This window comes from Streptomyces sp. NPDC013187, assembly GCF_042899705.1.
Taxonomy (GTDB): domain Bacteria; phylum Actinomycetota; class Actinomycetes; order Streptomycetales; family Streptomycetaceae; genus Streptomyces; species Streptomyces hawaiiensis_A.
Genome location: NZ_JBIBAF010000002.1, coordinates 1 through 26,097, shown reverse-complemented (window position 1 = coordinate 26,097; position 26,097 = coordinate 1). Strand labels below are relative to the sequence as shown.

Genomic DNA, 26,097 nt, shown 5'->3' with positions numbered 1-26,097 from the left:
CGCACAAGCAGAGCAGCACAGAAGCAAGCGAGCACGAGGAGACGAGAGACACATGGCCGTACGCGGGATCCTGGGGCGCCAGCGCCGGGAGTACAGGACGCCGGAGCCGCACCCGTCCGGCGCGCGGCCCCCGAAGATCCCCGGGGAGTTCGTACCGCAGCATGTGGCGATCGTCATGGACGGCAACGGCCGCTGGGCCAAGGACCGGGGCCTGCCGCGCACCGAAGGGCACAAGGTCGGCGCCGAGCGCGTGCTGGACGTGCTCCAGGGAGCCATCGAGATGGGCGTGGGCGCCATCTCCCTGTACGCCTTCTCCACCGAGAACTGGAAGCGCTCGCCCGACGAGGTGCGCTTCCTGATGAACTTCAACCGGGACTTCATCCGCAAGACCCGTGACCAGCTCGACGAGCTGGGCATCCGGGTGCGCTGGGTCGGGCGGATGCCGAAGCTGTGGCGCTCCGTCGCCAAGGAGCTCCAGATCGCCCAGGAGCAGACCAAGGGCAACGACAAGCTCACGCTGTACTTCTGCATGAACTACGGCGGGCGGGCCGAGATCGCCGACGCGGCGCAGGCGCTGGCGGCGGACGTGAAGAGCGGCAAGCTCGACCCGTCCAAGGTCAACGAGAAGACCTTCGCGAAGTACATGTACTACCCGGACATGCCGGACGTGGACCTGTTCCTGCGGCCCAGCGGTGAGCAGCGCACCTCCAACTACCTGATCTGGCAGAGCGCCTACGCCGAGATGGTCTTCCAGGACGTGCTGTGGCCCGACTTCGACCGGCGTGACCTGTGGCGGGCGTGCCTGGAGTTCGCATCCCGGGACCGCCGCTTCGGCGGGGCGGTCCCGAACGAGGAGCTGCTGGCCATGGAGGGCGAGCAGCCGTAGCGAGCAGCGGCCCGGCGGCCTTCCGGTGGCAGCCGGGCCAGGGCGGCCGTGTGCTGGTGGCACGGGTTCCAGCGCCGTCGACGCACCTCGCCGGGCCTCACGACGGACCGGGGTCTTCATCGCGTCCTCGCTGGCCCTGTTCTGTTCTGCATCCAGCTGGACTTCTTCGCGCTCAACCTGGCCGTCCCCGGGATCTCCGACGAGCTGGACACGACCGTTTCCGCGGCGCAGTGGACGCTGTCCGCGTACATGCTCGCCGTCGGCTGCCTGTTCATCGTCGGGGGGCGGCTGGGTGATCTCCTCGGGCGGCGCCCGATCCTGTTGACCGGGACGGGGCTGTTCGCCGCGGCCTCCGTCGGCTGCGCCCTCGCGCCGAGCCTCGGCGTGCTCGTCGTGGACCGGATCGTGCAGGGCGCGGGGCGCGGCACTGATCTTCCCCGTGTCGGTCTCCGTGATCACCAGGCCTGTCCTGGTGGGTCTACCTGCCCGTCTTCACCTGGTGCGCGCTCGGGCCCGGCCTGGGCTGGACCTTCGCCAGCGTGGCCACCCAGCAGGTCGTCTCACCCGCCCGCGCCGGAGAGGCCTCGGGCGTCGTCCTCACCGCCCTCGTCACGCTCGGCGCGATCGGCCTCGCGGCCGTGGCGGCGGCCATCACCTCGCTCACCCCCGAGACCGGCCCGGAACGCGCCTACGACCTCGTCCTGCGCATCGGCGGCACCGTGATCCTGGCCTCCACCGCCCTGCCGCTGCTCGTCCGGCGCGGGCTCAGCCCCCCAGGGCCTCATGCCGTCCGCCTGAGACTGGAGCGGTGCTTCGAACGAAGCTGGAGGTCACCGACTCAGGGGCGCGGGGAACTGCGCGAACAACCCCCACACAGCGGTACCCGGCAAGGAGGCCTCACCCCCACGGCGGAGAGCGAAACCCGGCTCAACCGCCGGCGGCCTTCGCACAGTCCTCGCAGGTCCCGAAAATCTCCACCGTATGAGCCACGTTCACATACCCGTGCTCCGCCGCGATGGACTCCGCCCACTTCTCCACGGCCGGTCCCTCGACCTCGACGGCCTTGCCGCAGCTCCGGCACACGAGGTGATGGTGATGGTCGTCGGTGGAACACCGGCGGTAGACGGACTCGCCGTCGGCGGTCCGCAGGACGTCGACCTCACCGGCGTCGGCGAGGGACTGCAGGGTGCGGTAGACCGTGGTGAGCCCGACCGAGTCGCCCTTGTGCTTGAGCATGTCGTGCAGTTCCTGCGCGCTGCGGAACTCGTCGACCTCCTGCAGGGCCGCCGCCACAGCGGCCCGCTGCTTGGTGGCGCGGCCCTTCACGGACGGTCCAGCGGTCGTCACCGTTGCCTCCTCACGTCTGCCTTGCCCGGGCCATTGTGCCAGCCCGGCGCGGGGGCGGTCAGACGCCGACCTCGTCGGCCGCCCGGCGGCTGCCCGGGATCGTGCAGTCCCCGGGGTCGGTCGCGCCGTCCGCGGCCGCCCGGGCCCGGGCGCGGCGGCGGGCCAGCGGCGCCGCGAGCGCCGTCAGAGCGATGAACGCGCCGATGGTCAGCAGCACGATCGTCGCACCGGGCGGCACGTCCTGGTAGTACGAGGTGACGGTGCCGCCGATCGTCACGCTCACGCCGATGGCCACGGCGATCACGAAGGTGGCGGCGAAGCTGCGGGTGATCTGCTGGGCGGCCGCGACGGGCACCACCATCAGCGCACTGACCAGGAGCAGCCCGACCACCCGCATCGCCACCGTCACGGTGACGGCGGCGGTGACCGCCGTCAGCAGGTTCAGCACGCGCACCGGCAGCCCCGTCACCCGGGCGAACTCCTCGTCCTGGCTGACCGCGAACAGCTGCCGCCGCAGGCCGAGGGTGACCAGGACGACGAACGCGGCCAGGACGCAGATCGCCGTGACGTCCGACTCGGACACCGTCGACAGGGAGCCGAACAGGTACGACGTCAGGTTGGCGTTGGAGCCGGTGGGCGCGAGGTTGATGAACATCACACCGCCGGCCATGCCGCCGTAGAACAGCATCGCGAGGGCGATGTCGCCGCGGGTCTTGCCGTACCAGCGGATCAGCTCCATGAGGACCGCGCCGAGGACGGAGACCAGGGTCGCCATCCACACCGGGGACCAGGTCAGCAGGAAGCCCAGGCCGACGCCGGTCATCGCCACGTGGCCGATGCCGTCGCCCATCAGGGCCTGGCGGCGCTGCACGAGGTAGATCCCCACCGCGGGGGCCGTGATGCCGACCAGGACGGCGGCGAGCAGGGCCCGCTGCATGAAGGCGTAGTCGAGGAAGTCCATCAGCTCAGCAGTCCCGTACGGATCGGTTCGGCGCCCGCCGGTGCGTGCGGGTGTACGTGGTCGTGGCCGGGCAGGGCGTGCTGGCCGACGGCCTTCGGGGGTGGCCCGTCGTGGACGACGCAGCCGTCGCGCAGGACGACCGCCCGGTCGATGAGGGGCTCCAGGGGGCCCAGTTCGTGCAGTACGAGCAGCACGGTCGCGCCCTGGGAGACCTGCTCGGTGAGGGTGTGCGCGAGGACTTCCTGGCTGGCCAGGTCGACCCCGGCCATCGGCTCGTCCATGATCAGCAGTTCGGGCTCGGAGGCGAGCGCACGGGCGATCAGGACCCGCTGGTGCTGGCCGCCGGAGAGGGCGTCGACGGAGTCCTTGGCCCGGTCGGCCATGCCGACGAGGTCCAGGGCGCGTCGTACGGCCGCGTGGTCGGCCTTGCGCAGGACGCCGAAGCGGGCCCGGGACAGGCGGCCGGAGGAGACCACCTCGGTCACCGTGGCGGGCACGCCGCCGGCGGCCGTGGTGCGCTGCGGGACGTAGCCCACGCGGTGCCAGTCGCGGAACCGCCTGCGGTCCGTGCCGAACAGCTCGATGTCGCCGGCGCCGGTCTGCACCTGGCCGATGACGCTGCGCACGGCCGTCGACTTGCCCGAGCCGTTCGCGCCGAGCAGCGCGACGACCTCGCCACGGTGCACGGTGAGGTCGATGCCGCGCAGCACGGGGCGCGAGCCCAGGTCCGCGCGGACGCCGCGCAGGGATACGACGGGCTCGGTCATGCCGTCCTCCGATGGGTCGATCACTTGGCTCCCAGGGCCGTCTGCAGGGCCTTGAGGTTGGCTTCCATGACCTGGAAGTAGTCGTCGCCGCGGGACTTGTCCGTGATGCCCTCGATCGGGTCGAGGACGTCGGTCTTGAGGTTCGCGTCGCGGGCCAGGGTCTTCGCGGTCTTGTCGGAGACCAGTGTCTCGTAGAAGACGGTGGTGACGCCGTCGGCCTTCGCCTCCTGCTGGAGCTCCCGCACCCGGGCGCCGCTCGGCTCGCTCTCGGGGTCGACGCCGGAGATGGCCTCCTGGGTGAGGCCGTAGCGCTCGGCGAGGTAGCCGAAGGCGGCGTGGTTGGTGAAGAAGACCTTGGACTTGGTGTTCCTCAGGCCGTTCTCGAAGTCGCCGTCGAGGCCCTTCAGCTTCGTGACCAGGGCCGCGGTGTTCTTCTTGTAGTCGGCCGCGTTCTGCGGGTCGGCCTTCTCGAAGGCCTTGCCGACGCCCTGGGCGATCTCGGCGTACTTCACCGGGTCGAGCCAGACGTGCGGGTCGCGGCCGTGCTCGTCCTCCTCGGAGTGGCCTTCCTCGGAGTGGCCTTCCTCGCCCTCGTGGCTGTGGCCGCCGGTGCCGTGGTCCTCGAGGTGGGTCAGCGTGGCCGCGTCGATCTTGGTCTCGATGCCGGTCTGGTCGAAGGCCTTGTCGACGGCGGGCTGCAGGCCCTTGAGGTAGAGCGCCGCGTCGGCCTCCTCCAGCTGCGCGCGCTGCTGGGTGCTGATCTCCAGGTCGTGCGGTTCCTGGCCGGGCTCGGTCAGGCTGGTGACGTTCGCGTGGTCGCCACCGATCTGCTCGGCGAGGAAGGCCATCGGGTAGAACGACGCGACGACGTCGAACTTGTCCGTGTTGCCCGTCGCCGCGCTGTCGCTGGAGCAGGCGGTCAGGGCGCCGAGGCCGAGAGAGGCGGCCGCGGCGGCGGGTATGAGGCGTCGTCGTACGTTCATGACACTCATTTTCAACAAATATGGAAACGGTTGTCAACAAACCGTCCGAGCTGGGCCTTGAGGTCGCCGGAGGGGGAGCGATTTGATTGAGGGGGCGCCCCCGCCGGTAACCTGAAGCATTCGCTGGAAGCAACTCGCTCCGCCCGCCCGTCTCCCGACCACCACCCCTCATCGAGGCGCTTCCGCGCCACCCCCATCAGTATTCGTCGTCGTAATGAAGAGAGCACCGTGGCCGCCGACAAGATCGACACCATCGTCAGCCTGAGCAAGCGCCGTGGCTTCGTATTCCCCTGTAGTGAGATCTACGGCGGTCAGCGCGCCGCTTGGGACTACGGCCCCCTGGGTGTCGAGCTCAAGGAGAACCTCAAGCGCCAGTGGTGGCGCTACATGGTGACGTCGCGCGAGGACGTCGTGGGCATCGACTCGTCCGTGATCCTGGCCCCCGAGGTCTGGGTCGCCTCCGGTCACGTCGCCACCTTCACGGACCCGCTGACCGAATGCACCTCCTGCCACAAGCGGTTCCGCGCGGACCACCTGGAAGAGGCCTACGAGGAGAAGAAGGGCCGCGCCCCGGAGAACGGCCTGGCCGACATCAACTGCCCCAACTGCGGCAACAAGGGCCAGTTCACCGAGCCCAAGCAGTTCTCGGGCCTGCTGTCCACGCACCTCGGCCCGACGCAGGACTCCGGCTCCGTCGCCTACCTGCGTCCCGAGACCGCCCAGGGCATCTTCACCAACTTCTCGCAGGTGCAGACCACCTCGCGCCGCAAGCCGCCGTTCGGCATCGCCCAGATGGGCAAGTCCTTCCGCAACGAGATCACGCCCGGCAACTTCATCTTCCGCACCCGCGAGTTCGAGCAGATGGAGATGGAGTTCTTCGTCAAGCCGGGCGAGGACGAGAAGTGGCAGGAGTACTGGATGGAGCAGCGCTGGAACTGGTACACCGGCCTCGGCCTGCGCGAGGAGAACATGCGGTGGTACGAGCACCCGAAGGAGAAGCTCTCCCACTACTCCAAGCGCACCGCCGACATCGAGTACCGGTTCTCCTTCGGCGGCAGTGAGTGGGGCGAGCTCGAGGGCGTCGCCAACCGCACCGACTACGACCTCGGCGCCCACTCCAAGGCCTCCGGCCAGGACCTCACCTACTTCGACCAGGAGGCCGGCGAGCGCTGGACCCCCTACGTCATCGAGCCCGCGGCCGGTGTCGGCCGCGCGATGCTGGCGTTCCTCCTGGACGCCTACATCGAGGACGAGGCCCCCAACGCCAAGGGCAAGATGGAGAAGCGCACCGTGCTGCGCCTCGACCCGCGCCTCGCCCCGGTGAAGGTCGCGGTGCTGCCGCTGTCCCGCAACCCGGAGCTGTCCCCGAAGGCCAAGGGCCTCGCCCAGGCGCTCCGGCAGAACTGGAACATCGAGTTCGACGACGCCGGCGCCATCGGCCGCCGTTACCGCCGCCAGGACGAGATCGGTACGCCGTTCTGCGTGACCGTCGACTTCGACACCCTGGAGGACAACGCGGTCACCGTCCGCGAGCGCGACTCGATGAAGCAGGAGCGCGTCTCCCTCGACCAGATCGAGGGCTACCTGGCGGCCCGCCTCATCGGCTGCTGATCGCTTTCCTCGCGTCGCGGTGCCGGGTTCCTCCTCGGAGGGGCCCGGCACCGGTGTGTTCCGGCGGCTTCACAGGTCGAGGTCCACGTAGACGGCAGCGTGGTCCGAGGCGCGGTTCCACTTCGAGGTGACCGAGTCGAAGGACTTGATCGTCGAGGGCGCCCAGACGCCGCGCCGCTCGACCTCCACGTGCTGCACCTGGTCCCAGAGCGGCGGCGGCAGCATCAGATAGTCGAGCTTCTGGCTCTCGGTCTTGCCCGTCCCGTGGGTGCCCGGGGTGCCCCGGTACTCCGGGTGGCTCATCACGTCCCGCAGCCCCGTGCCCAGCAGGGCGCGGATCGCCTCGCTGGACGGTTCGTCGTTGAGGTCGCCGGCCACGATGACGTGCGGGGAGCGTTCCAGGGCGGCTTGATAGATCGACGCCACCCGCCGGGCCTGCGCGATGCGCAGCTCCGGGTTGTCGTCGCTCTGGCTCTTGAGGTGGTTGCCGAGCAGCCACAGCGGTGGCCCGCCGATCTGGATCTCGTACTCGGGGCAGTCCCGGCTGAAGAGGTATTTGCCCGGGCGGTCGGGGTCGGCGTCGAAGACGTGGGACCTCATGGACGTGATCGGGTGGCGGCTGAGGATCCCGACGTCGATGCCGCGCGGGTCGTTGCCGTCGATCACCATGTCGTAGGGGTACGGCGTCTTCTTCAGGTCGGCGCCCAGCACCTGTTCGTTGAACCGGCGCAGGGTCGTGCGGTCCTCCACCTCCACCGTGAGCAGGATGTCGGCGTCGACCTCGGCGATCACCCGGCCGGTGTTGTGCACGACCTCCCAGTCCAGGTCGTCACGGACCAGTTCCACCCAGCCGGTCCAGGCCGGGCGGCCCTTGGCGACGATCGTGAACTTGACGTTCTCGCCGCTGCCCGTCGTCTCGAACAGCGTGTCCTTGCCGCGCGTCTCGTTGACGAAGAACGGCCTGTCCTTGCGGGAGTCGTGCACGCGGTGCTTCTTGAGGAGTTCGGCGATGCGGACCTTGGTGACGTCGTCGTAGGTCTTCTTCTCCAGCAGGGACACCAGCTCGGCGTAGTCGTCGAGGATCTCGCGGCGCTGCTTGTCGTCCGGCAGGCGGAAGACCTTGGGGCGGCGGAAGAGGTTCTCCGTGTTGAAGGTGGCGATACGGATCGTCATGACGCGCTCCCTCGGGCGGCGCAGGAGTTCCGCGCGACCGGTGGGCGGGCGCCGCCGGGGAGACCGCTCACCGGCACTTCCATTGTCGGAGCCCGTGTGAAGTGTGTCGAACGGTGGGGCCGTTGAGGTCCCTGGGGGGCGAGCGGCGAAACTCCTGAGGTCGGGGGCCCGGGGTATTGGTCCTGGAGCGCCGACGCCGATTGGTCCTGTTCGCCCGGGCGGGGCGGCGTCAGGGTGGCGGCATGAGCATCGCGTTCCTGCTGACCACTCTTGTCGTCGTCGCCACGCCGGGCACCGGCGTGGTCTACACCCTCGCCGCCGCGCTCTCCCGGGGGAGCCGTGCCGGTGTCGTCGCGGCCGTCGGCTGCACGCTCGGGATCGTGCCGCATCTGCTGGCCACCGTCACCGGCGTCGCCGCGTTGCTGCACGCGAGCGCGACCGCCTTCCAGGTGCTGAAGTACGCGGGTGTCGCCTACCTGCTGTACATGGCGTGGTCGACGGCGCGGGACAAGGAGGCGCTCGTGGTGGAGGAGGGGGAGGCGCCTCCGGAGATGTCGGCGCGGCGGGTGATCGTGCGTGGCGTGCTGGTCAACATCCTCAACCCGAAGCTGACGATCTTCTTCTTCGCGTTCCTGCCGCAGTTCGTGAGCCCCGGGGAGCCGCACGCGGTGCTGCGGATGGCGGCGCTCGGCGGGTTCTTCATGCTGGCGACCTTCGTCGTGTTCGCCGCCTACGGCGTGCTGGCCGCGTCCGTGCGCCGGCATGTCGTGGGCCGGCCGCGGGTGACGGCCTGGCTGCGGCGGGGTTTCGCGGGGTCCTTCGTGGCGCTGGGGGCGAAGCTGGCGTTCACGGCGCGGTAGTCGCGGACGGCGAGCGGGGCTGAGGCGCATTCCGGCCGGGTGACAGGTATCGAATGACAGATATTGAAATCTGTCAGCTGTCATGGCAGGGTGGAGGCATGACGATGCGCACCCGACCCCTCGGAACCACAGGACCCCAGGTCTCCGCCCTCGGCCTCGGCTGCATGGGCATGTCCGCCCTGTACGGCGAGGCGGACCGGACCGAGTCCATCGCGACGATCCACGCGGCGCTCGAAGCGGGCGTCACCCTGCTCGACACCGGCGACTTCTACGCCATGGGTCACAACGAGATGCTGATCGGCGAGGCCCTTCGCGCGGCCCCCGCGGCCCGGCGTGAACAGGCCCTCGTCAGCGTGAAGTTCGGCGCGCTGCGCGGCCCGGACGGCAGCTGGCTCGGCTACGACGGCCGTCCCGCCGCCGTGAAGAGCTTCGCCGCGTACTCCCTCCAGCGGCTCGGCGTCGACCACATCGACGTCTACCGCATCGCCCGCCTCGACCCGGACGTGCCGATCGAGGAGACGGTCGGCGCGATAGCGGACCTCGTCGAGAAGGGCTATGTGCGGCACATCGGCCTCAGCGAGGTCGGCGCCGAGACGATCCGCCGCGCGGCGGCCACCGCGCCCGTGTCCGACCTTCAGATCGAGTACTCCCTCATATCCCGCGGCATCGAGGACGCGGTCCTGCCCACCGTCCGCGAGCTGGGGATCGGTATCACGGCGTACGGCGTGCTCTCCCGCGGTCTGATCTCCGGCCACTTCACCGCGGACCGGCAGCTCGGCGCGGGTGACTTCCGGGCCATGTCGCCGCGCTTCCAGGGCGACAACCTCCGGCACAACCTGAACCTCGTCGAGGCCCTGCGGAAGATCGCCGAGCAGAAGGGCGTCAGCGTCGCGCAGATCGCGATCGCCTGGGTGCTCTCCCGCGGTGAGGACATCGTGCCCCTGGTCGGCGCCCGCCGCCGCGACCGGCTCACAGAGGCGCTGGGCGCGCTGGACCTGACGCTGGAACCGGCCGACCTGGCCGCGATCGAGGAGGCCGTACCGGCCGGTGCCGCAGCGGGCGACCGCTACCCGGCGGCCCAGATGGCGCACCTCGAGAGCTGAACCGGGCTCCGGGTACGGTCAGGGCATGGCACCGACCAGCGAGATTCTGACCGCCGAGCGCATCCTCGAGGCCACCGAGGAGGTGCTGCGCCGTCACGGCCCGGCCAAGGCCACCGTGGTGGACGTGGCGCGCGCGCTCGGTGTCAGCCACGGCAGCGTCTACCGCCACTTCCGGACGAAGGCGGCCCTGCGCGAGGCGGTCACCAAGCGCTGGCTGGACCGCACCTCCGGGCAGCTGTCCGGGATCGTCGCCGCGGACCGCGTGCCGGAGGACCGGCTGCGGGACTGGCTCGCCGCGCTGTTCGCCGCCAAGCGCCGCAAGGCGGGCGAGGACCCGGAGCTGTTCGCCACGTACATGGTCCTCACCGACGAGAACGGCACGGCGGTGGGCGAGCACATCACCGACCTGGAGACGCAACTGACCCGCATCATCCAGGCCGGCGTCGAGACGGGCGACTTCGCCGCCACCGACCCGGAGGCCTCGGCCCGCGCGGTCTTCCAGGCCACGGGCCGCTTCCACGACCCCTGTTACGCGAGGGAGTGGGAGGAGCCGGGCACCGAAGCCGACTTCGCGGCGGTCGTCGACCTGCTGGTGCAGGGGCTACGGCGGGCGCCGTAGTCCGCGGCGCAATCCGTCCGGACACGGCACCCACCCTCATGTCATATGTGAGGGACGCCACACTCGAAACCCGCACAACCCCCCGCCCTTCCCGAGGGTCTGGGTCGGGGGGGGGGGGGGGCCCCCGGACCCCCCCCCCCCCCCCCCCCCCCCCCCCCCCCCCCCCCCCCCCCCCGCCGGCCCCCCCCCCCCCCCCCCCCCCCCCCCCCCCCCCCCCCCCCACCCCCCAACCCCCCCCCCCCCCCCCCCCCCCCCGGGGGGGGGGGGGGGGGGGGGGCAACCCCCCCCCCCCCCCCCCCCGACCCAGACCGAAGGAAGGCATGAACCGAGCCACTCGTGCGTCCGCCCTCGCCGCGACCACCGTCCTCGCGACGACCGGAGCCCTGCTCACGTGCGCGTCCGCCGTCGGTGCCGCCACGACGACCGTGACCTGTAAGTCGCCCGTCTTCAAACGGCAGTTCTACGCGAACACGACCTTCTCCGGTACGCCGAAGAAGACCGACTGCGATTCGAAGATTGATCAGAACTGGGGCACCGGCGCCCCCGCCGCCGGGCTGCCCAGCAACTCCTTCGGCGTGCGCTGGACGGTCACCCGGGACTTCGGCTCCGGCGGCCCGTTCTCGATCCCCGTCGCGACCCGCGACGGCCTGCGCGTCTACCTCGACGGCACGCGCAAGGTCGACATCTGGAAGAACGTCTCGACGACCCAGACAAAGACCGTCAACATCACCATCCCGTCCGGGACGCACACCCTCCGCTTCGACTTCGTCAACTGGACGGGCGCCGCGGACGTCAAGGCGGACTACCTGCCCCGCACGTCCGCCACCGTCGACACGGTCAAGCCCCTCGTGCCCACCGGCACCTCCCTCACGTACGACTCCTCGTACCAGGCCAACCTCCGCTGGACGGCCAACAAGGAGATGGACCTCGCGGGCTACCGCGTGTACCGCCGGCTCCAGGGCACCTCGTACGGCACCAAGCCGCTGGCCACGACGACCTCCACGTTGTACACGGACACCACGCTGCCGAAGAACGGCGCGGTCTACTACTACGAGGTCCGCGCCTTCGACAAGGCGGGCAACGAGTCCGCGGGTACGGCGGACAAGTCCGTCACCACCGTCGACGAGAGCGCTCCCGCGGCGCCGAAGGGGGTCGAGGACGCCTGGAAGCCCGACTACTCCGAGAAGGTCAGCCTTTCCTGGTACGGGAACACCGAGGCGGACCTCGCCGGGTACAACGTGTATCGCTCCACCACCGGCAGGCCGGTCGCGCTCACCCCGGCGAACCGGCTGAACGGTGACAAGCCGCTCACCTACTCCTGGTATCAGGAGCAGCTGCCGCTGACCGGGGACACGTACTACTACGTCGTCACGGCGGTCGACACGCACGGCAACGAGTCGGCGGCTTCCGGCACGGTGGAGTTCTACACGCGGGACAAGACGGGCCCCGTGGACACCGCGCACAACGCAACGGCGGTCGAGGACGAGCGCGGGGTCACGCTGACGTGGGACAAGTCCGAGACCACCAGCGAGGACTTCGTCGGGTACACGGTCCTGCGCTATGACAAGCCGCGCACGGAGCCCGGGCGCACGATCGTGGAGGTCGCCAAGGGCATCCGGGGCACGTCCTTCACGGACGCGGCCCCGCCGCCGGGCGCCACGTACTACTACTCAGTCGTGGCTGTGGACGACGCCGGGAACGGTGGCACCCCCTCCGTCGAGATGCCGGTCACGGTCGCCGGAAACAACACGCCGCCGCCCCCGGTGACGGGCACGACCGCCACCGCCCAGGAGAACGGCGTCTCGCTGAGCTGGGACGCCAGTGACGATCCCGGTCTCGACCACTACCGCATCCTGCGGGGCACCCTCGTCGACGGAGAGTGGGTCTACAAGCCGCTCATCGACGCCTGGACTCTCAAGCCCAAGGAGTTCGCAGAGACCCACCACCTCGACCGTATGGCCGCCGACGGTGAGCAGTTCCGCTACAGCGTCATCGCCGTCGACCAGTACGGCAACCAGCTCACCGTCGAGACCGGCGCCCCCGTCCAGGACGTCACCGAGCTCGACCTGCGCCCCGACGCCGACGCGGGCCCCGCCGTGGGCGACACCCCGATCGGCCACCTCTACGGCGACGTGAACGGCTGGGTCGCCTGGTGGCTGGGCGGCGACACGGGCGCCAACGGCAGCAAGGTGACCGGCTTCACCGTCTACCGCTGGAACCGGTCGACCCACGTCTTCGACAAGGTCGACGTCCAGACGCGCGGTGACAGCACCAGTTGGTCGTACGTGGACACAGCCCGGCCCAAGGGAACGACCACGTACTACCGCGTGACGGCCACCCTCGCGGACGGCACGGAGACGGCCGCCCGCGAGATGGCGTTCGCCTCGGAGAATTAGCTCCCCGCCAGGGGAAGCAGTGGAGGCGCCAGGCCGGAGTTCCCGGCCGGGCGCCTCCCTGTTTTGTGCCGCTGTATGCGTCAGAGCGAGCCGCGAGCCGCTGCCTCGACGAAGTCCGAAAACGCCTTCGGCATCGCCTTGAAGGCGGCCGCGCCACCACCCGCAAGCTGAGGTAACGCCTACTGCCGGACGCTCTGAGCCGCCGTCGGATCCACGGTGGCCTGGTGGGCCTCCAGCAGATGCTCCTCCGCCTTCAGCCAGGGCAGGAACTGGGCGCCTCTGCGCCAGCCGCAGGTGTCGCATCTGATCGTGCGCTGCACACCCGTCCGGTGCACCCGCACCACGTGCTCCCGGCCGTGCTGGTCCCACCGGCTGACCTTGCTCGTGTCGATCTGTGTCATGACGCCTCCCGCGTCGAGAAATCCGCCGTCCCGGCCTGCTCACAGCAAGGAGTGTGCAGCACGACCGACATCAACAGGGTTTCCCCGGAAGCCCGTTATCAGGCCGTGAGAGAGCTCAGTTCACCGTGCGGGGCAGCCGCAGGCTCAACAGGAGCGGCTGGAGGAACTGCGGGCGATCGCCGTGGCCCGGCAGGCCGTTCACACCGGCACATGACCGCTTCTCCGCGGCCGGCCGCCGACCGTACGACGCGGTGGCGCCCGGCCGGTGGGTCAACTGCCGGAGGGCGTCCCGGCGCAGACGACCGGAAGGCGCACCGGCCGTCAGGACCGCCGTCGGCTCAGACACGGACCCCGGCGGTGTCCCGCTCCTGCGCCGACTCCAGCCTGGCGGCGGCCCGTTCGGCCGTGCCCCTCGCCCACCGGCCGTTCGTCACCGCTCCCAGTGCCAGCACCGCGAACCCGCACACCGCGAGGATCCACCACCCGGGCCGCGCCGCGGACACGAACGTCTCCCGGTACTAGGACGCGCCGACGCCCGACGCGAGCACCGCGCCCACCATGGCCACCCCGAGCGTCTGCCCGAGCTGCCGGCTCGTGGAGGCGACCGCCGCCGCGACGCCCGCCTGGGCGCGCGGCATGCCGGAGACCGCCGTGTTGGTGATGGGCGCGTTGACGAACCCGAAGCCGATACCGAAGAGCACGTAACCGGCGAAGAGCGTGACGTTCGAGGTCTCCGCCTCGAACGCGGCGAACAGGACACCGCTCGTCGTCATCGCCAGACCCGCGATCAGCAGGGACAGGCGGGGACCACGCGTGCCCACCAGGCGGCCCGACAGCGGCGCGCACAGGAACGTCGGGACGGCCATCGGCAGCATCCACAGGCCCGCCTCCAGGGCGGTCAGACCCCGCACGTTCTGCAGGTACAGCGTCGACAGGAACAGGAAGCCGCCGAGCGCGGCGAACGCGCTGATCGCGATGACCGTCGCCCCGCTGAACGGCGCCGAGCGGAAGAAACGCAGGTCGATCAGCGGTTCCGTGCGGCGCGGCTCGTAGAGGAGCAGCCCGGCGAGGGCGGTCAGGGCCAGGACGGCCGGCGGCGCGAGGGACCGGAACGGCGTGCTCGGCGCCTCGATGATCGCGTACGTCAGCGAGCCGAATAGCGCGATCACCAGCACCTGCCCGACGGGATCGGGGCGGCGGGCGCGAGGGGCGCGGGACTCCGGGACGAAGCGCAGGGTGAGCAGCAGGGCCGCCAGGCCCACCGGCAGGTTGATCCAGAAGATGGAGCGCCAGCCGACGGAGTCGACGAGGAGGCCCCCGACCAGCGGGCCCGCGGCCATCGATATGCCGACGACCGCGCCCCAGACACCGATCGCCCGGGCCCGCTCGCGCGGATCGGTGAAGGTGTTGGTGATGATCGACATGGCGACCGGGTTCAGCATCGAGCCGCCCACCGCCTGCACCATCCGGAACGCCACCAGCGCCTCCAGGTTCGGCGCGAGGGAGCACAGCACCGAGCCCACGGTGAAGACGACCAGGCCGGTCATGAAGACCCGCTTGCGGCCGATCCGGTCGGCCGTGGAGCCCGCGAGCATCAGCAGCGAGGCCAGGACCAGGGTGTACGCGTCGATCGTCCACTGCAGACCCGAGGTACCGGCGTGCAGGTCCTGCTGCATGGACGGCAGGGCCACGTTCAGGACCGTGTTGTCGAGGCTGACGATCAGCAGGCTCATGCAGCAGATCGCGAGCACCAGCATGCGGCGGCGGTGACTGAGCTCGGGCATGCGGTCCATCGTACGCCGAATTCGATAGTGTTGCTAACTAATGAATTTTGCCATCTCATTGCACGGCACAATGGAGGCATGTCCACGCCCCTCCAGATCGGCCCGCACACCGTCCGGCCCCCTGTCGTCCTGGCCCCCATGGCCGGGATCACCAACGCGCCCTTCCGCACCCTGTGCAGAGAGTTCAGCGGCGGCAAGGGCCTGTTCGTCAGCGAGATGATCACCACCCGGGCGCTGGTCGAACGCAACGAGAAGACCATGCAGCTGATCCACTTCGACGCGACGGAGACGCCGCGCTCGATCCAGCTGTACGGCGTGGACCCCGCGACCGTCGGCAAGGCAGTCCGCATGATCGCGGAGGAGGGCCTCGCCGACCACATCGACCTGAACTTCGGCTGCCCGGTGCCGAAGGTCACCCGCAAGGGCGGCGGCTCGGCGCTGCCGTACAAGCGGAACCTGCTGCGGGCCATCCTGCGCGAGGCCGTCAGCGGCGCCGGCGACCTGCCCGTGACGATGAAGATGCGCAAGGGCATCGACGACGACCACATCACCTTCCTCGACGCCGGCCGGATCGCCGTCGAGGAGGGCGTCACCGCCATCGCCCTGCACGGCCGCACCGCCGCCCAGCACTACGGCGGCACCGCCGACTGGGACGCCATCGCCCGGCTGAAGGAGCACGTGCCGGAGATCCCGGTGCTCGGCAACGGCGACATCTGGTCCGCCGAGGACGCCCTGCGGATGGTGCGCGAGACCGGCTGCGACGGGGTGGTCGTGGGCCGCGGCTGCCTGGGGCGGCCCTGGCTCTTCTCCGATCTGGTCGCCGCCTTCGAGGGCCGCACCGAGGACATCGCCCGCCCGGCCCTGCGCGAGGTCGCCGACGTCATGGTCCGGCACGCCACCCTGCTCGGCGAGTGGATCGGCGACGAGTCCAAGGGCGTCGTCGACTTCCGCAAGCACGTCGCCTGGTACCTGAAGGGCTTCGCGGTCGGCTCCGAGATGCGCAAGCGCCTCGCGATCACCTCGTCCCTGGAGGAGCTGCGGTCGGGCCTGGACGAGCTGGACCTCGACCAGCCCTGGCCCGCCGGCGCCGACGGGCCCCGGGGCCGTACGTCCGGCAACAACCGGGTGGTGCTGCCGGACGGCTGGCTGAAGGACCCCTACGACTGCGCCGGGGTCGGCGAGGACGCCGAGCTGGACACGTCCGGCGGCTGATCAGCCGTTCGACGGGTGGGCGGCCGAATCAGCCCTTCGACGGGTGCGGGGTGGAGCCGAACGCCTTCAGGAAGCGGTCCCGGAAGGAGCTCATCTTCCACACGGGCGCGTCCCGGTCCGGCTTCAGCCCCTCCGTCCACTTCCAGTCGGTGACCTTCTCCAGGACCTTCGGGTCCTTCGCGACGATCGACACCGGCACGTCCCGGGAGGCGTGGTTCCCGCTGACCCGGGCGATGGGCTGGTGGTCGCCGAGGAACACCAGGACGGTGTCGTCGGTGCCGTAGCGCTGGAGCCACTGGGTGAGGCTGGTGACCGAGTACTGGATGGACCTGCCGTACTCCTCGCGGGACTTGGTGGTGTCGGTCAGGACGTCCGAGGCCTTGTTGCCGGCCTTCTGGATCGCGTCGAAGACCGAGCCGTCGCCGAGTTCGTCCCAGCCGACCATCTTCGGGAGGGGAGCCCAGGGCTGGTGACTGGAGGTCAGGATGACGAACGACATCAGCGGCCTGTCGCGCTTCTTCCCGTGCACCTGACGCTGGAACGCCTCCAGCGCGTACTGGTCGGGCATGGTCGACCAGCTGAACTTCGGGCCCCGGTAGCCCAGGTCCCGGGAGTCGTAGAGCTTGTCGAGGCCGTACCACTTCTCCTCCGGCCAGCCCTTCTGCACGCCCGGCATGACGCCGACCGTGTCCCAGGCGCCGGTCTTCTGGAACGCCTTGGTGAGGGTGAGGTGGTCACCGGCGCTGACCGTGCGGTAGCGCCGCTGGTTGTCGATCCACAGGCCGGACATGGTCGTGGAGTGGCCGAGCCAGCTGCTGCCGCCGTACGTCGCCGAGGTCAGCCAGCCGCTGCGGGCGTCGAAGCCGGCCTCCTTCAGGGCCTCGGTGCCGGCGTCCAGAGTGCGGTCGACGCCGGGGGCCATGATCGGGTCCTCGATGGCGCTGCGGCCGTAGCTCTCGATGAACGTGAAGATCACGTCCTTGCCGCGCAGGTCGGGCAGCAGCTCACCGGGCGGGGTGTCGCCGAAGGTGTCCGCCTTGGACTGCCGCACGAACGCCGCCTCGTCCCGCAGCGACTCCACCGTCCGCTGGGCGTGCACCTTGAGGGCCCCGGCCCCGCGCTCGGAGGCGATCGGCCCGCCGAACAGCGTCAGGCCCAGCGCGGAGCAGGCGACCCAGACGGTGCCGGCGATCAGGGCACCCTTGGACGCCCGCACCCGGTGACGTGCCAGCACGTCGGCGAGCCGGATCGACGCCGCGACCATGACGGCCGCCACGAGCAGCACGAGCACCACCGCGCCGACGGCGGCGGCGGTCGCGACACCCCCGCCGAGCGTGTCCTCGACGTACGCCTGCGCGTCGGGCAGCAGGTCCCAGTCGAGTGCGGCGTTGAAGCCCCGGCCCAGGTACTCGTTGAACCCCATGTCGAGCAGGTTCACCGTGGTCAGGACGGTGAGGCCGAGCCCGTACAGCACCGCCGCCACCAGCCGGGGCCGGCGCGGCAGCGCCAGGACGACGACGGCCCCGAGGACCGCCTCCGCCGGGATCCGCGCGAAACCGGCCGCCTTGAGCGCGGGGAGGGTGTTGGGCAGCAGCAGGGCTCCGAGGACCAGGGCGGCGGCGAGGGCGGTGGTGGTCAGGTGGAGCGCACGGGCCGTCCGGGGATGCCGGGTGCGCCAGGTGCGCAGGCGGGTGAAGCGGTGCCGGACGGGGGCTCGTGAGGCGGCCGGGGCCGGACCGGACGCGGCCGTTGCCTCTCTCTCGGCCTCCTCCCGCTCCCCGCCCGCCGGCTCGTCCTCGGCCACGGGTACGCCGTCGCCCGGCTGTGACGACCCGCTGAAGCGTGTGAAGACAGGCACCCGGAGGTCCTTCCCGTTCAAAGCCCGGTGAGGTGGCGGACCCGCGTGGGGGTGCGGGTCCGCCACCGTTCCGTACGGGGGGCTCCTCGGGTGTGTTCAGCCCGCCGGGCCAGCGCTCGGCAAACACCCGGCAAACGGCGGACCAACCCGACCTCAGACCACGCCGACCGCCGTGAGCAGCGCCAACGGGGCCGACGCCGAACGGGATTCACGCACGCACGCGTGCGGGTACGGCACCGGCTCCGGGTGGGTGTCACGGCCATAGCCCGCGAGGACCTCCGGGAGCCGGTGGCCGGTCGCGCCCGCCGCGTCGACCAGGCCGTGGGCGATGGCGCGGGCCTCGTCGTGCAGCCCGTAACGGGCCATGCCCAGGGCGATCAGCGCGTTGTCGTGCGGCCAGACCGAGCCGCGATGGTAGGAGAGCGGGTGGTACGCCGGCTGCCCGGCGGCGAGGGTGCGGACGCCCCAGCCGGAGAAGAAGTCCGGTTCGAGGAGCCGCCGTCCGACGAGTTCGCCGTACTCCTTGTCCAGCAGCCCCGACCACAGCAGGTGCCCGGCGTCGGAGGCCAGCGCGTCGACCTGCTCGCCCCGGCCGTCGAGCGCGAGGGCGGGGAAGGAGTGCTCCGGCATCCAGAAGTCCCGCTGGAAACGGTCGCGCAGGTCGCCGGCCGTCTGCTCCAGCAGGTGCGCGTACGTGGCGTCCTGCCACACCGTGCGGGCGAGGCCCGCCGTGCGGCGCAGGGCGTCGTAGGCGTAGCCCTGGGCGCCCGCGGCCGTCACCGGCCCGTGCGGGCGGGTGCCTTCGGCGGAGCAGATGGCGCCGGGGGAGTCCTTCCAGTTCTGGTTGGCGAGGCCGCCCTGGTCGGCGCGGTAGACGAGGTAGCCGCGTGAGGTCAGGCCGCCGTGGTCGAGCATCCAGGTGACCGCGGCACGGGCGTGGGGTTCGAGGCGGCGGGCCGGGCCGGTGTCGCCGGTGTGCTCGGTGTACGCGCCGAGCAGGACGAGGAAGAGCGGGGTGGCGTCGACCGAGCCGTAGTAGCGGCCGTAGGGGACCTGGCTGAAGTGGGCCAGTTCGCCGTGCCGCACCTCGTGCACGATCTTGCCGGGCTGGGCGATGCCGTCGGCGCTGCTCCCGGTGGCCTGGGTGGCGGCGAGCGCGGGCAGCGTGGCGGCGGCCAGGCCCGGCCGGTAGGGCAGGGCGAACAGCGAGGTCAGCAGGGCGTCCCGGCCCAGCAGCGTCAGGAACCAGGGGGCGCCGGCGGCCGGGACGCGCACGTCCTCGCCGTCCGGGCCGGTGGCCGGGACCTGGAGGGCGGCGAGGTCGGCGAGCCCCCGGGTGCAGGCGGCGGCCAGCTCGGGCCAGCCGGCCGGGAAGGTCACAGCCCGGACGAACTCGTCCTCCCGGGCGCGCAGTTGCTCCTGGGCCGCGGCGGGGGAGCGGGGTACGCGCAGGGCGCGCCGGTCGCCGTGCGGGCGGGCCATGACCCGCAGGATCAGCTCGGCCGTGCCGTGCGGTTCGAGGTCCAGGGTCCATGCCAGGCGGCGGGCACCGGTGCCGGTCTCCTCCACGGCGTCCGGCCGGGGGTCGGCCGTCACGGTCGTGACGGAACGCCATTCGCCGCGCCGGTAGACGAACTCCACGCCGTGAGCGAGCACGTGGCGGGAGCGGACGGCGCCGGGCTTCGTGTAGGTGCGGTGGTCGGAGCGCAGCTCGAACTGGTCGGTGAAGTCGGCGTCGGCGGTGACCGCGAGGTGGACCGTCGTCGGCACCGGACGGTTGCTGGTGACGCGCAGCGACTCCACGAACGAGGAGTCCCCGACGGCCTGCTCGCGAAAGAGCGTGTACGCGGGCGGTTCGTCGCGGCCGCCGCGCGGGACGAGCACACAGCGGGCGGTGTCCCCGTCGGCCACCGGGGTCAGCGTGTCGGGCACCGCCCCGTCGACGGTGAGCTGCCACCGGCTCAGATGCCGGGCGTCCCGTACGAACAGGCCGTCCGGGGCGCTGCCGCCCCGGTAGCCGCTGATGTCGCCGCGGTCGCCGACGGCGGCGAACGTCCGGCCGTGCACGAGCAGATGATGCCGGTCCGTCATCACCGGTCCCCTTCCGTGATCGCTGTGAGGCCGTTCCTGCCCCGTGCGGGCCGGTCGTGCAGCAGGTCGAGCGTGAGCGCGGCACTCCAGCCGAAACCGGTGACGCCGCAGGCCTGTGCCGTGTACGGGTCGACGTACTCCGCGAAGCCGGTGGCGCCGGCGGTGTGCAGCATGCCCTTGCGCAGGGCGTCGGCCCGGCCGCGCTCGCCGTGCAGCCGCAGCCCGCGCTCCAGCAGCCAGTTGGTGTTGAACCAGGCCGGGCCGCGCCAGTAGCGGTGCGGGTCGAAGGCCTCACCGAGCAGGTCGTAGCTCGGGACCAGGCGGGTCGTGCCACCGAGGCCGAAGTGCGGTCCGCACATCGTGTGGACCAGGGTGGCCGCGAGGTCGCGGGGCAGGGCGGGGAGCAGCAGGGGGACGAGCCCGGAGACACCGCGCTCGGGGATCAGCTCCCCGGTGCACACGTCCCGGCACAGGAACATCCCCGCCGCCGGATCGAACAGCCGCTCCACGAGCGTGGCGGTCAGCCGCTCGGCGCGGCGAAGCCGGGGCGGGTCCGTCGCGCCCAGCTCCCGCGCGATCCGGTCCAGGGCGTACTCGGAGGCGATGAGCAGGGCGTTGAACGCCGGGTCCTCGACGGCGAAAACGCCCGTCCGTCTCCCGCCGCCGATTCCGAGGTCGGCGTATCCGCGGTCCCGGTAGTCGGTGGCCAGCCGCACGTACCGCCCGTAGTCCAGATCCGTCGGCCGGTCCTCGGGAGCGCCGTGGTCGAGGTCGGCGCGGCGGAAGGAGCGGGCCGGGGCGGGGGTGACGCGGGACAACGGGCGGTCCCAGCAGGGGCTGTTGTCCATACCCTGTTCCCAGGGGTGCACGACGGACACCAGTCCGTCCCCGCCGAGGTCGCGACGGTGCAGGAGGTAGTCGTGCCAGGCGGCCAGCCGGGGGTATGCCCGGGTGAGGAAGCCGCGGGCCCTGGACAGGCCGGGGTCGGCGAGGTGCACCAGCCACGCCGCCAGGGCGTGGACCGGTGGCTGCACGATCCCGGAGGTCTGTACGGTGCGCGGGGCGCCGGCGGTGCGCCCGGCGGTCGACGAACGCCAGAAGTCGGGGCTCGGGAAGTACGCGTCGAGGGGGACGGAGGGGTTGAAGACGATGTGCGGGACCCGCCCGTCCGCCCACTGGGCCGCCAGCAGTGTCTCCAGTTCCGTCTGCGCCCGTAACGGCGAGAGGTGCCTGAGGCCGATCGCGATGAACGCCGAGTCCCACGACCACTGGTGCGGATACAGCCCGCGCGAGGGCACGGTGGACCGGCCCGTCCAGTTGCCCTCCAGGACCTGTGCGGCCCTGACGTGCAGGGACGGCGGCTCGGCGGCCGGATCGTATGCGATCTCGCGCCCCGCGGGACGCGTGGTGAGCTGGGCGATGCGATCCACTCGGGGCTCTCCCAAAGACGTACTCCTGGCCGGGATCGGCAGGGGCTACCGTAGGGTTACGTCTATTTAACACGCAAAACCCAATATGTAATGCAGGGTTGGGAAACACAAGGGGGTGTACATGACCGGGCAGCCCGGGAGGACCGGACGAGGCGCGGGTCAGGCGAGCGCCGGCGATCTGCTCGAACTGGTGCGCAGTCGCCGTGCCGTGACCCGGGGTGCGCTGCAGCAGGCGACCGGACTGTCCCGGGCCACCGTCGGGCAGCGGCTGGACCGGCTCTTCCGCGCGGGCTGGCTGCGCGAGGGCGCCGGGGGGCCGGTGGACTCGCCGCTGGGCGGGCGGCCCTCCATCACCCTGGAGTTCGACGACGAGCACGCGGTGGTCCTGGCCGCCGACCTCGACACCCGGCATGCCCGGGCGGCGGTCCTGTCGTTGAGCGGCGAGATCCTCGCCGAGCACTCCGGCACCCTCGTCATCGAGGACGGGCCGGACACCGCCCTCGGCGAACTCGGCCGCTGGTTCGCCGAGTTGCTGGAGAAGGCCGGGCCGGGGGCGGAGGCGGTCTGCGGGGTCGGGCTCGCGGTGCCCGGGCCGGTCGACACCGAGACCGGCCGCGTCGTCCAGCCGCCGATCATGCCCGGCTGGGACGGCTACGACATAAGGGGCCGGCTGTCCCGGGCGCTCACCGAGCACGCCGGCACCGCGGAGGTGCCGGTGCTGGTGGACAACGACGCCAACCTCATGGCGTACGGCGAGCAGCGCACCGCCTATCCCGACTGCTCCGCCTTCGTGCTGATCAAGGTCTCCACCGGCATCGGCGCCGGGGTCGTGGTGGACGGCTCGGTGTTCCGCGGCGTCGACGGCGGCGCCGGCGACCTCGGGCACATCCGGGTGCCGGAGGGCGCGGGGGCGCTGTGCCGGTGCGGTTCCTACGGCTGTCTGGCCGCCGTCGCGAGCGGTGGCGCCGTGGCCCGGCGGCTTGCGGAGGCCGGGGTGCCGGCGGCCTCCGGCTCGGACGTACGGGATCTGCTGGCGGCCGGGCATCCGGAGGCGGTCGGGCTCGCCCGGGAGGCCGGGCGCCGCGTCGGCGAGGTCCTCGCGACGGTCGTGACACTGCTCAACCCCGGTGTCCTGATGATCGCCGGGGATCTGGCCGGAACTCCCTTCCTGACAGGTGTGCGCGAACTGCTGTACCAGCGGGCGCTGCCCCGCTCGACCGCCCACCTGGATGTCGTGACCGCACGGCTGGGCGAGCGGGCCGCGCTGGTCGGAGCCGGTGCGATGGTCGTGGAGCACCTCTACGCGCCCGAGCGGGCCGAGGAGCGGCTGCGCGCGCTCGGGGTGTGACGGCCGCGTTTCGGTCCCGGGACACGTCCGCATGGTGAAATCCCGGCGCCTGTGGCAGCGTGATTCTCGCCACCCCTGATAAGGGCTGCGCTCAGATGAGCGGATCTTGAGCGACTGCACTTCTCCAAAGGGTGGCACTGAGTGCCACCCTTTGATCGTTCATCGAGCGAAATCAAATGTGCGGAAACTCCGCTCATATGAGCGCTCGGAGGGCCTCAAGGAGGTTCTTGCGTTCAAGAAGTGAAAACATGCGGCTGCGATCGCTTGCTCAGCCTTGACTTTCGATCCGCTGGCGGACGAGTGGTTACAGGCGCATGACGCACAAGTGGACGTACCCAGGCGCCTTTGATCTGGGTATGTTCCTGCCCGTCAGGGCAGCCACCGCGTCCTCGAGGAGTCGAGACCCGTGTCGGAAAACAAAGATCTCCCGGTAGCCGAGCAGGCCGCGAGCGTTGAGGGCGTGAAGTTCGTCTACGACTTCACCGAGGGCAACAAGGACCTCAAGGACCTCCTCGGTGGCAAGGGCGCGAACCTCGCCGAGATGACGAACCTGGGCCTTCCGGTCCCGCCCGGGTTCACCATCACCACCGAGGCCTGCAAGGTCTACCTCGACAGCGGCGAGGAACCGGCGGCACTGCGTGACGAGGTGAGCGCCCACCTCGACGCCCTCGAGGCCCGCATGGGCAAGAAGCTCGGCCAGGCCGACGACCCGCTGCTGGTGTCGGTGCGCTCGGGCGCCAAGTTCTCCATGCCCGGCATGATGGACACCGTCCTCAACATCGGCCTCTCCGACAAGTCGGTCCAGGGCCTCGCCAAGCAGGCCGGCGACGACCGGTTCGCGTGGGACTCCTACCGCCGCCTCATCCAGATGTTCGGCAAGACCGTCCTGGGCGTCGACGGCGAGCTGTTCGAGGACGCGCTGGAGGCGGCCAAGGCGGCCAAGAAGGTCACGGTCGACACCGAGCTGGAGGCCGCCGACCTCAAGAAGCTCGTCACCAAGTTCAAGAAGATCGTCAAGACCGAGGCCGGCCGGGACTTCCCGCAGGACCCGCGCGAGCAGATGGACCTCGCCATCCACGCGGTCTTCGACTCCTGGAACACCGACCGCGCCAAGCTCTACCGCCGCCAGGAGCGCATCCCCGGCGACCTCGGCACGGCCGTCAACGTCTGCTCCATGGTCTTCGGCAACCTCGGCCCCGACTCCGGCACCGGCGTCGCCTTCACCCGCGACCCCGCCTCCGGCCACCAGGGCGTCTACGGCGACTACCTGCAGAACGCGCAGGGCGAGGACGTCGTCGCGGGCATCCGCAACACCGTGCCGCTCGCGGAGCTGGAGCAGATCGACAAGAAGTCGTACGACCAGCTGATGCAGATCATGGAGACGCTGGAGAACCACTACAAGGATCTCTGCGACATCGAGTTCACCATCGAGCGCGGTGTGCTCTGGATGCTCCAGACCCGCGTCGGCAAGCGCACCGCGGGCGCCGCCTTCCGCATCGCGACGCAGCTGGTCGACCAGGGCCTGATCGACGAGGCCGAGGCACTCACCCGCGTCAACGGCGCCCAGCTCGCGCAGCTGATGTTCCCGCGCTTCGACGAGGACGCGAAGGTCTCGCAGGTCGGCCGCGGCATCGCCGCCTCCCCTGGCGCGGCCGTCGGCAAGGCCGTCTTCGACTCCTACACGGCCGTCAAGTGGTCCCGCTCCGGCGAGAAGGTCATCCTGATCCGCCGTGAGACCAACCCCGACGACCTGGACGGCATGATCGCCGCCGAGGGCATCCTCACCTCCCGCGGCGGCAAGACCTCCCACGCGGCCGTCGTCGCGCGCGGCATGGGCAAGACCTGTGTCTGCGGCGCCGAGGAGCTGGAGGTCGACACCAAGCGCCGCCGGATGACCGTCCCGGGCGGGCACGTCGTCGAGGAGGGCGACGTCGTCTCCATCGACGGCTCCTCCGGCAAGGTCTACCTCGGTGAGGTACCCGTCGTGCCGTCGCCGGTCGTGGAGTACTTCGAGGGCCGGATGCACCCGGGCGCCGACGACGCCGACGAGCTGGTCGAGGCCGTGCACCGCATGATGGCCTTCGCCGACCGCAAGCGCCGCCTGCGGGTGCGCGCCAACGCCGACAACGCCGAGGACGCGCTGCGCGCCCGCCGCTTCGGCGCCCAGGGCATCGGCCTGTGCCGCACCGAGCACATGTTCCTCGGCGACCGGCGCGAGCTGGTGGAGCGGCTGATCCTGGCCGACACGGACGCCGAGCGCGAGGAATCCCTCAAGCAGCTGCTGCCGTTGCAGAAGCAGGACTTCGTGCAGCTCTTCGAGTCGATGGACGGCCTTCCGGTCACCATCCGCCTGCTCGACCCGCCGCTGCACGAGTTCCTGCCGGACATCACCGAGCTGTCCGTCCGCGTGGCCCTCGCCGAGTCCCGCCAGGAGCCGCACGAGAACGAGCTGCGCCTCCTCCAGGCCGTGCACCGGCTGCACGAGCAGAACCCGATGCTGGGTCTGCGCGGTGTCCGTCTCGGCCTGGTCATCCCCGGCCTGTTCACCATGCAGGTCCGGGCGATCGCCGAGGCCGCGGCCGAGCGCAAGGCCGCCAAGGGCGACCCGCGCGCCGAGATCATGATCCCGCTCGTGGGCACGGTGCAGGAGCTGGAGATCGTGCGCGAGGAAGCCGACGCGGTCATCGCCGAGGTCGAGGCGGCCTCGGGCGCGCAGCTGAAGCTGTCCATCGGCACGATGATCGAGCTGCCGCGCGCCGCGCTGACCGCCGGTCAGATCGCCGAGGCCGCGCAGTTCTTCTCCTTCGGCACGAACGACCTGACCCAGACGGTGTGGGGCTTCAGCCGGGACGACGTGGAGGCCTCGTTCTTCACGGCGTACCTGGAGAAGGGCATCTTCGGGGTCTCCCCGTTCGAGACGATCGACAAGGACGGTGTCGGCTCGCTGGTGAAGCTGGCCGCCAAGGCCGGCCGCGAGACCCGCCCCGACCTCAAGCTCGGTGTCTGCGGCGAGCACGGCGGCGACCCCGAGTCGGTCCACTTCTTCCACGAGGTCGGACTCGACTACGTCTCCTGCTCCCCGTTCCGCATCCCGGTGGCCCGCCTGGAAGCGGGCCGGGCGGCGGTCCAGTCCCAGGGCAGCGACCACCGCTAGGGCCTGTCGTTTGGATCGGGTCGGCCGGGAGTGACAGCGCCTCTCGGCCGACCCGAGCGGGGCGTGGTGCGTGCAGATGCAAGGCGGAGGAGGGCGTCAACGCGATGGGGGTC

20 protein-coding genes and 2 pseudogenes are annotated in these 26,097 nt (G+C 71.0%); 10 read left to right on the top strand and 12 right to left on the bottom strand.

Annotation, left to right across the window (positions count from 1 at the left end; all coding sequences use genetic code 11):
• The first annotated feature begins 52 nt into the window (after window positions 1–52).
• A complete protein-coding gene (locus ACFY5B_RS03275) occupies window positions 53–886 on the top strand; it encodes an isoprenyl transferase (protein ID WP_389963774.1) in 834 nt (277 codons plus the stop codon).
• A gap of 48 nt (window positions 887–934) precedes the next feature.
• A pseudogene (locus tag ACFY5B_RS03270) lies at window positions 935–1,303 on the top strand (MFS transporter); the annotation flags it as partial.
• 143 nt (window positions 1,304–1,446) lie between these two features.
• Here the strand turns inward: ACFY5B_RS03270 and ACFY5B_RS03265 are convergent.
• The 5 genes from ACFY5B_RS03265 to ACFY5B_RS03245 all read right to left on the bottom strand — a co-directional run bounded on the left by ACFY5B_RS03265 (window position 1,447) and on the right by ACFY5B_RS03245 (window position 4,944).
• Window positions 1,447–1,671, bottom strand: coding sequence for a hypothetical protein (locus ACFY5B_RS03265; RefSeq protein WP_389965174.1), 225 nt, complete (start codon window positions 1,669–1,671; stop codon window positions 1,447–1,449).
• Window positions 1,672–1,813: 142 nt separating this feature from the next.
• Window positions 1,814–2,233 carry a Fur family transcriptional regulator gene (locus ACFY5B_RS03260; protein WP_389963771.1) on the bottom strand — a complete coding sequence of 140 codons (420 nt, stop codon included), beginning with the start codon at window positions 2,231–2,233 and terminating at the stop codon, window positions 1,814–1,816.
• Between the two features lie 58 nt (window positions 2,234–2,291).
• Window positions 2,292–3,194 carry a metal ABC transporter permease gene (locus ACFY5B_RS03255; RefSeq protein WP_389963768.1) on the bottom strand — a complete coding sequence of 301 codons (903 nt, stop codon included), beginning with the start codon at window positions 3,192–3,194 and terminating at the stop codon, window positions 2,292–2,294.
• Window positions 3,194–3,961, bottom strand: coding sequence for a metal ABC transporter ATP-binding protein (locus ACFY5B_RS03250; protein ID WP_389963766.1), 768 nt, complete (start codon window positions 3,959–3,961; stop codon window positions 3,194–3,196). Before ACFY5B_RS03250 ends, ACFY5B_RS03255 begins: the two co-directional genes overlap by 1 nt.
• Window positions 3,962–3,981: 20 nt before the next feature.
• On the bottom strand, window positions 3,982–4,944 hold the full coding sequence (locus tag ACFY5B_RS03245) for a metal ABC transporter substrate-binding protein (RefSeq protein ID WP_389963763.1): 963 nt from the start codon (window positions 4,942–4,944) through the stop codon (window positions 3,982–3,984).
• A 228-nt stretch (window positions 4,945–5,172) separates the two neighbouring features.
• Between ACFY5B_RS03245 and ACFY5B_RS03240 the strand changes: the two genes are divergently transcribed.
• Window positions 5,173–6,555, top strand: coding sequence for a glycine--tRNA ligase (locus ACFY5B_RS03240; protein ID WP_389963760.1), 1,383 nt, complete (start codon window positions 5,173–5,175; stop codon window positions 6,553–6,555).
• 69 nt (window positions 6,556–6,624) lie between these two features.
• On the opposite strand, the gene ACFY5B_RS03235 is transcribed toward ACFY5B_RS03240, so the two are convergent.
• Window positions 6,625–7,728: an endonuclease/exonuclease/phosphatase family protein gene (locus ACFY5B_RS03235; protein WP_389963757.1), complete on the bottom strand. Its 1,104-nt coding sequence runs from the start codon at window positions 7,726–7,728 to the stop codon at window positions 6,625–6,627.
• Window positions 7,729–7,970: 242 nt separating this feature from the next.
• Between ACFY5B_RS03235 and ACFY5B_RS03230 the strand changes: the two genes are divergently transcribed.
• From ACFY5B_RS03230 to ACFY5B_RS03215, 4 genes are all read left to right on the top strand, one after another.
• Window positions 7,971–8,588, top strand: coding sequence for a LysE family translocator (locus tag ACFY5B_RS03230; RefSeq protein ID WP_389963754.1), 618 nt, complete (start codon window positions 7,971–7,973; stop codon window positions 8,586–8,588).
• A 98-nt stretch (window positions 8,589–8,686) separates the two neighbouring features.
• Window positions 8,687–9,691, top strand: coding sequence for an aldo/keto reductase (locus ACFY5B_RS03225; RefSeq protein ID WP_389963751.1), 1,005 nt, complete (start codon window positions 8,687–8,689; stop codon window positions 9,689–9,691).
• A 25-nt stretch (window positions 9,692–9,716) separates the two neighbouring features.
• Window positions 9,717–10,310, top strand: coding sequence for a TetR family transcriptional regulator (locus ACFY5B_RS03220; protein WP_389963748.1), 594 nt, complete (start codon window positions 9,717–9,719; stop codon window positions 10,308–10,310).
• 320 nt (window positions 10,311–10,630) lie between these two features.
• A complete protein-coding gene (locus ACFY5B_RS03215; RefSeq protein ID WP_389963745.1) occupies window positions 10,631–12,706 on the top strand; it encodes a PA14 domain-containing protein in 2,076 nt (691 codons plus the stop codon).
• A gap of 179 nt (window positions 12,707–12,885) precedes the next feature.
• Here the strand turns inward: ACFY5B_RS03215 and ACFY5B_RS03210 are convergent, their stop codons facing one another.
• From ACFY5B_RS03210 to ACFY5B_RS03200, 3 genes and pseudogenes are all read right to left on the bottom strand, one after another.
• Window positions 12,886–13,107 carry a hypothetical protein gene (locus ACFY5B_RS03210; RefSeq protein WP_389963742.1) on the bottom strand — a complete coding sequence of 74 codons (222 nt, stop codon included), beginning with the start codon at window positions 13,105–13,107 and terminating at the stop codon, window positions 12,886–12,888.
• Between the two features lie 115 nt (window positions 13,108–13,222).
• Window positions 13,223–13,453 carry a hypothetical protein gene (locus ACFY5B_RS03205; RefSeq protein WP_389963739.1) on the bottom strand — a complete coding sequence of 77 codons (231 nt, stop codon included), beginning with the start codon at window positions 13,451–13,453 and terminating at the stop codon, window positions 13,223–13,225.
• Window positions 13,446–14,891 (bottom strand): annotated as a pseudogene (locus ACFY5B_RS03200) (MFS transporter). Before ACFY5B_RS03200 ends, ACFY5B_RS03205 begins: the two are co-directional and overlap by 8 nt.
• A gap of 78 nt (window positions 14,892–14,969) precedes the next feature.
• Here ACFY5B_RS03200 and dusB point away from each other — a divergent pair.
• Complete coding sequence (gene dusB / locus ACFY5B_RS03195) at window positions 14,970–16,103, top strand: tRNA dihydrouridine synthase DusB (protein WP_389963736.1); 1,134 nt, start codon at window positions 14,970–14,972, stop codon at window positions 16,101–16,103.
• A 28-nt stretch (window positions 16,104–16,131) separates the two neighbouring features.
• On the opposite strand, the gene ACFY5B_RS03190 is transcribed toward dusB, so the two are convergent.
• From ACFY5B_RS03190 to ACFY5B_RS03180, 3 genes are all read right to left on the bottom strand, one after another.
• Window positions 16,132–17,961, bottom strand: coding sequence for a sulfatase-like hydrolase/transferase (locus ACFY5B_RS03190; protein ID WP_389963733.1), 1,830 nt, complete (start codon window positions 17,959–17,961; stop codon window positions 16,132–16,134).
• A 153-nt stretch (window positions 17,962–18,114) separates the two neighbouring features.
• Window positions 18,115–20,052 (bottom strand): glycogen debranching N-terminal domain-containing protein, encoded by a 1,938-nt coding sequence (locus ACFY5B_RS03185; protein ID WP_389963730.1) that lies wholly within the window; start codon window positions 20,050–20,052, stop codon window positions 18,115–18,117.
• Window positions 20,052–21,482: a hypothetical protein gene (locus ACFY5B_RS03180; RefSeq protein ID WP_389963727.1), complete on the bottom strand. Its 1,431-nt coding sequence runs from the start codon at window positions 21,480–21,482 to the stop codon at window positions 20,052–20,054. Before ACFY5B_RS03180 ends, ACFY5B_RS03185 begins: the two co-directional genes overlap by 1 nt.
• Window positions 21,483–21,603: 121 nt before the next feature.
• On the opposite strand from ACFY5B_RS03180, the gene ACFY5B_RS03175 reads away from it, so the two are divergent.
• Window positions 21,604–22,830, top strand: a complete 1,227-nt coding sequence (locus ACFY5B_RS03175; RefSeq protein WP_389963724.1) for an ROK family protein — start codon at window positions 21,604–21,606, stop codon at window positions 22,828–22,830.
• Between the two features lie 406 nt (window positions 22,831–23,236).
• Window positions 23,237–25,984 carry a pyruvate, phosphate dikinase gene (gene ppdK / locus ACFY5B_RS03170; RefSeq protein ID WP_389963721.1) on the top strand — a complete coding sequence of 916 codons (2,748 nt, stop codon included), beginning with the start codon at window positions 23,237–23,239 and terminating at the stop codon, window positions 25,982–25,984.
• The last annotated feature ends 113 nt before the right edge of the window (window positions 25,985–26,097 follow it).

Coding starts and splice junctions, on each gene's coding strand:
- ACFY5B_RS03275 (WP_389963774.1), top strand. CDS start 53: ATGGCCGTACGCGGGATCCTGGGGCGCCAGCGCCGGGAGTACAGGACG.
- ACFY5B_RS03265 (WP_389965174.1), bottom strand. CDS start 1,671: ATGAGGCCCTGGGGGGCTGAGCCCGCGCCGGACGAGCAGCGGCAGGGC.
- ACFY5B_RS03255 (WP_389963768.1), bottom strand. CDS start 3,194: ATGGACTTCCTCGACTACGCCTTCATGCAGCGGGCCCTGCTCGCCGCC.
- ACFY5B_RS03250 (WP_389963766.1), bottom strand. CDS start 3,961: ATGACCGAGCCCGTCGTATCCCTGCGCGGCGTCCGCGCGGACCTGGGC.
- ACFY5B_RS03245 (WP_389963763.1), bottom strand. CDS start 4,944: ATGAACGTACGACGACGCCTCATACCCGCCGCCGCGGCCGCCTCTCTC.
- ACFY5B_RS03235 (WP_389963757.1), bottom strand. CDS start 7,728: ATGACGATCCGTATCGCCACCTTCAACACGGAGAACCTCTTCCGCCGC.
- ACFY5B_RS03230 (WP_389963754.1), top strand. CDS start 7,971: ATGAGCATCGCGTTCCTGCTGACCACTCTTGTCGTCGTCGCCACGCCG.
- ACFY5B_RS03225 (WP_389963751.1), top strand. CDS start 8,687: ATGACGATGCGCACCCGACCCCTCGGAACCACAGGACCCCAGGTCTCC.
- ACFY5B_RS03220 (WP_389963748.1), top strand. CDS start 9,717: ATGGCACCGACCAGCGAGATTCTGACCGCCGAGCGCATCCTCGAGGCC.
- ACFY5B_RS03215 (WP_389963745.1), top strand. CDS start 10,631: ATGAACCGAGCCACTCGTGCGTCCGCCCTCGCCGCGACCACCGTCCTC.
- ACFY5B_RS03210 (WP_389963742.1), bottom strand. CDS start 13,107: ATGACACAGATCGACACGAGCAAGGTCAGCCGGTGGGACCAGCACGGC.
- dusB (WP_389963736.1), top strand. CDS start 14,970: ATGTCCACGCCCCTCCAGATCGGCCCGCACACCGTCCGGCCCCCTGTC.
- ACFY5B_RS03185 (WP_389963730.1), bottom strand. CDS start 20,052: ATGACGGACCGGCATCATCTGCTCGTGCACGGCCGGACGTTCGCCGCC.
- ACFY5B_RS03175 (WP_389963724.1), top strand. CDS start 21,604: ATGACCGGGCAGCCCGGGAGGACCGGACGAGGCGCGGGTCAGGCGAGC.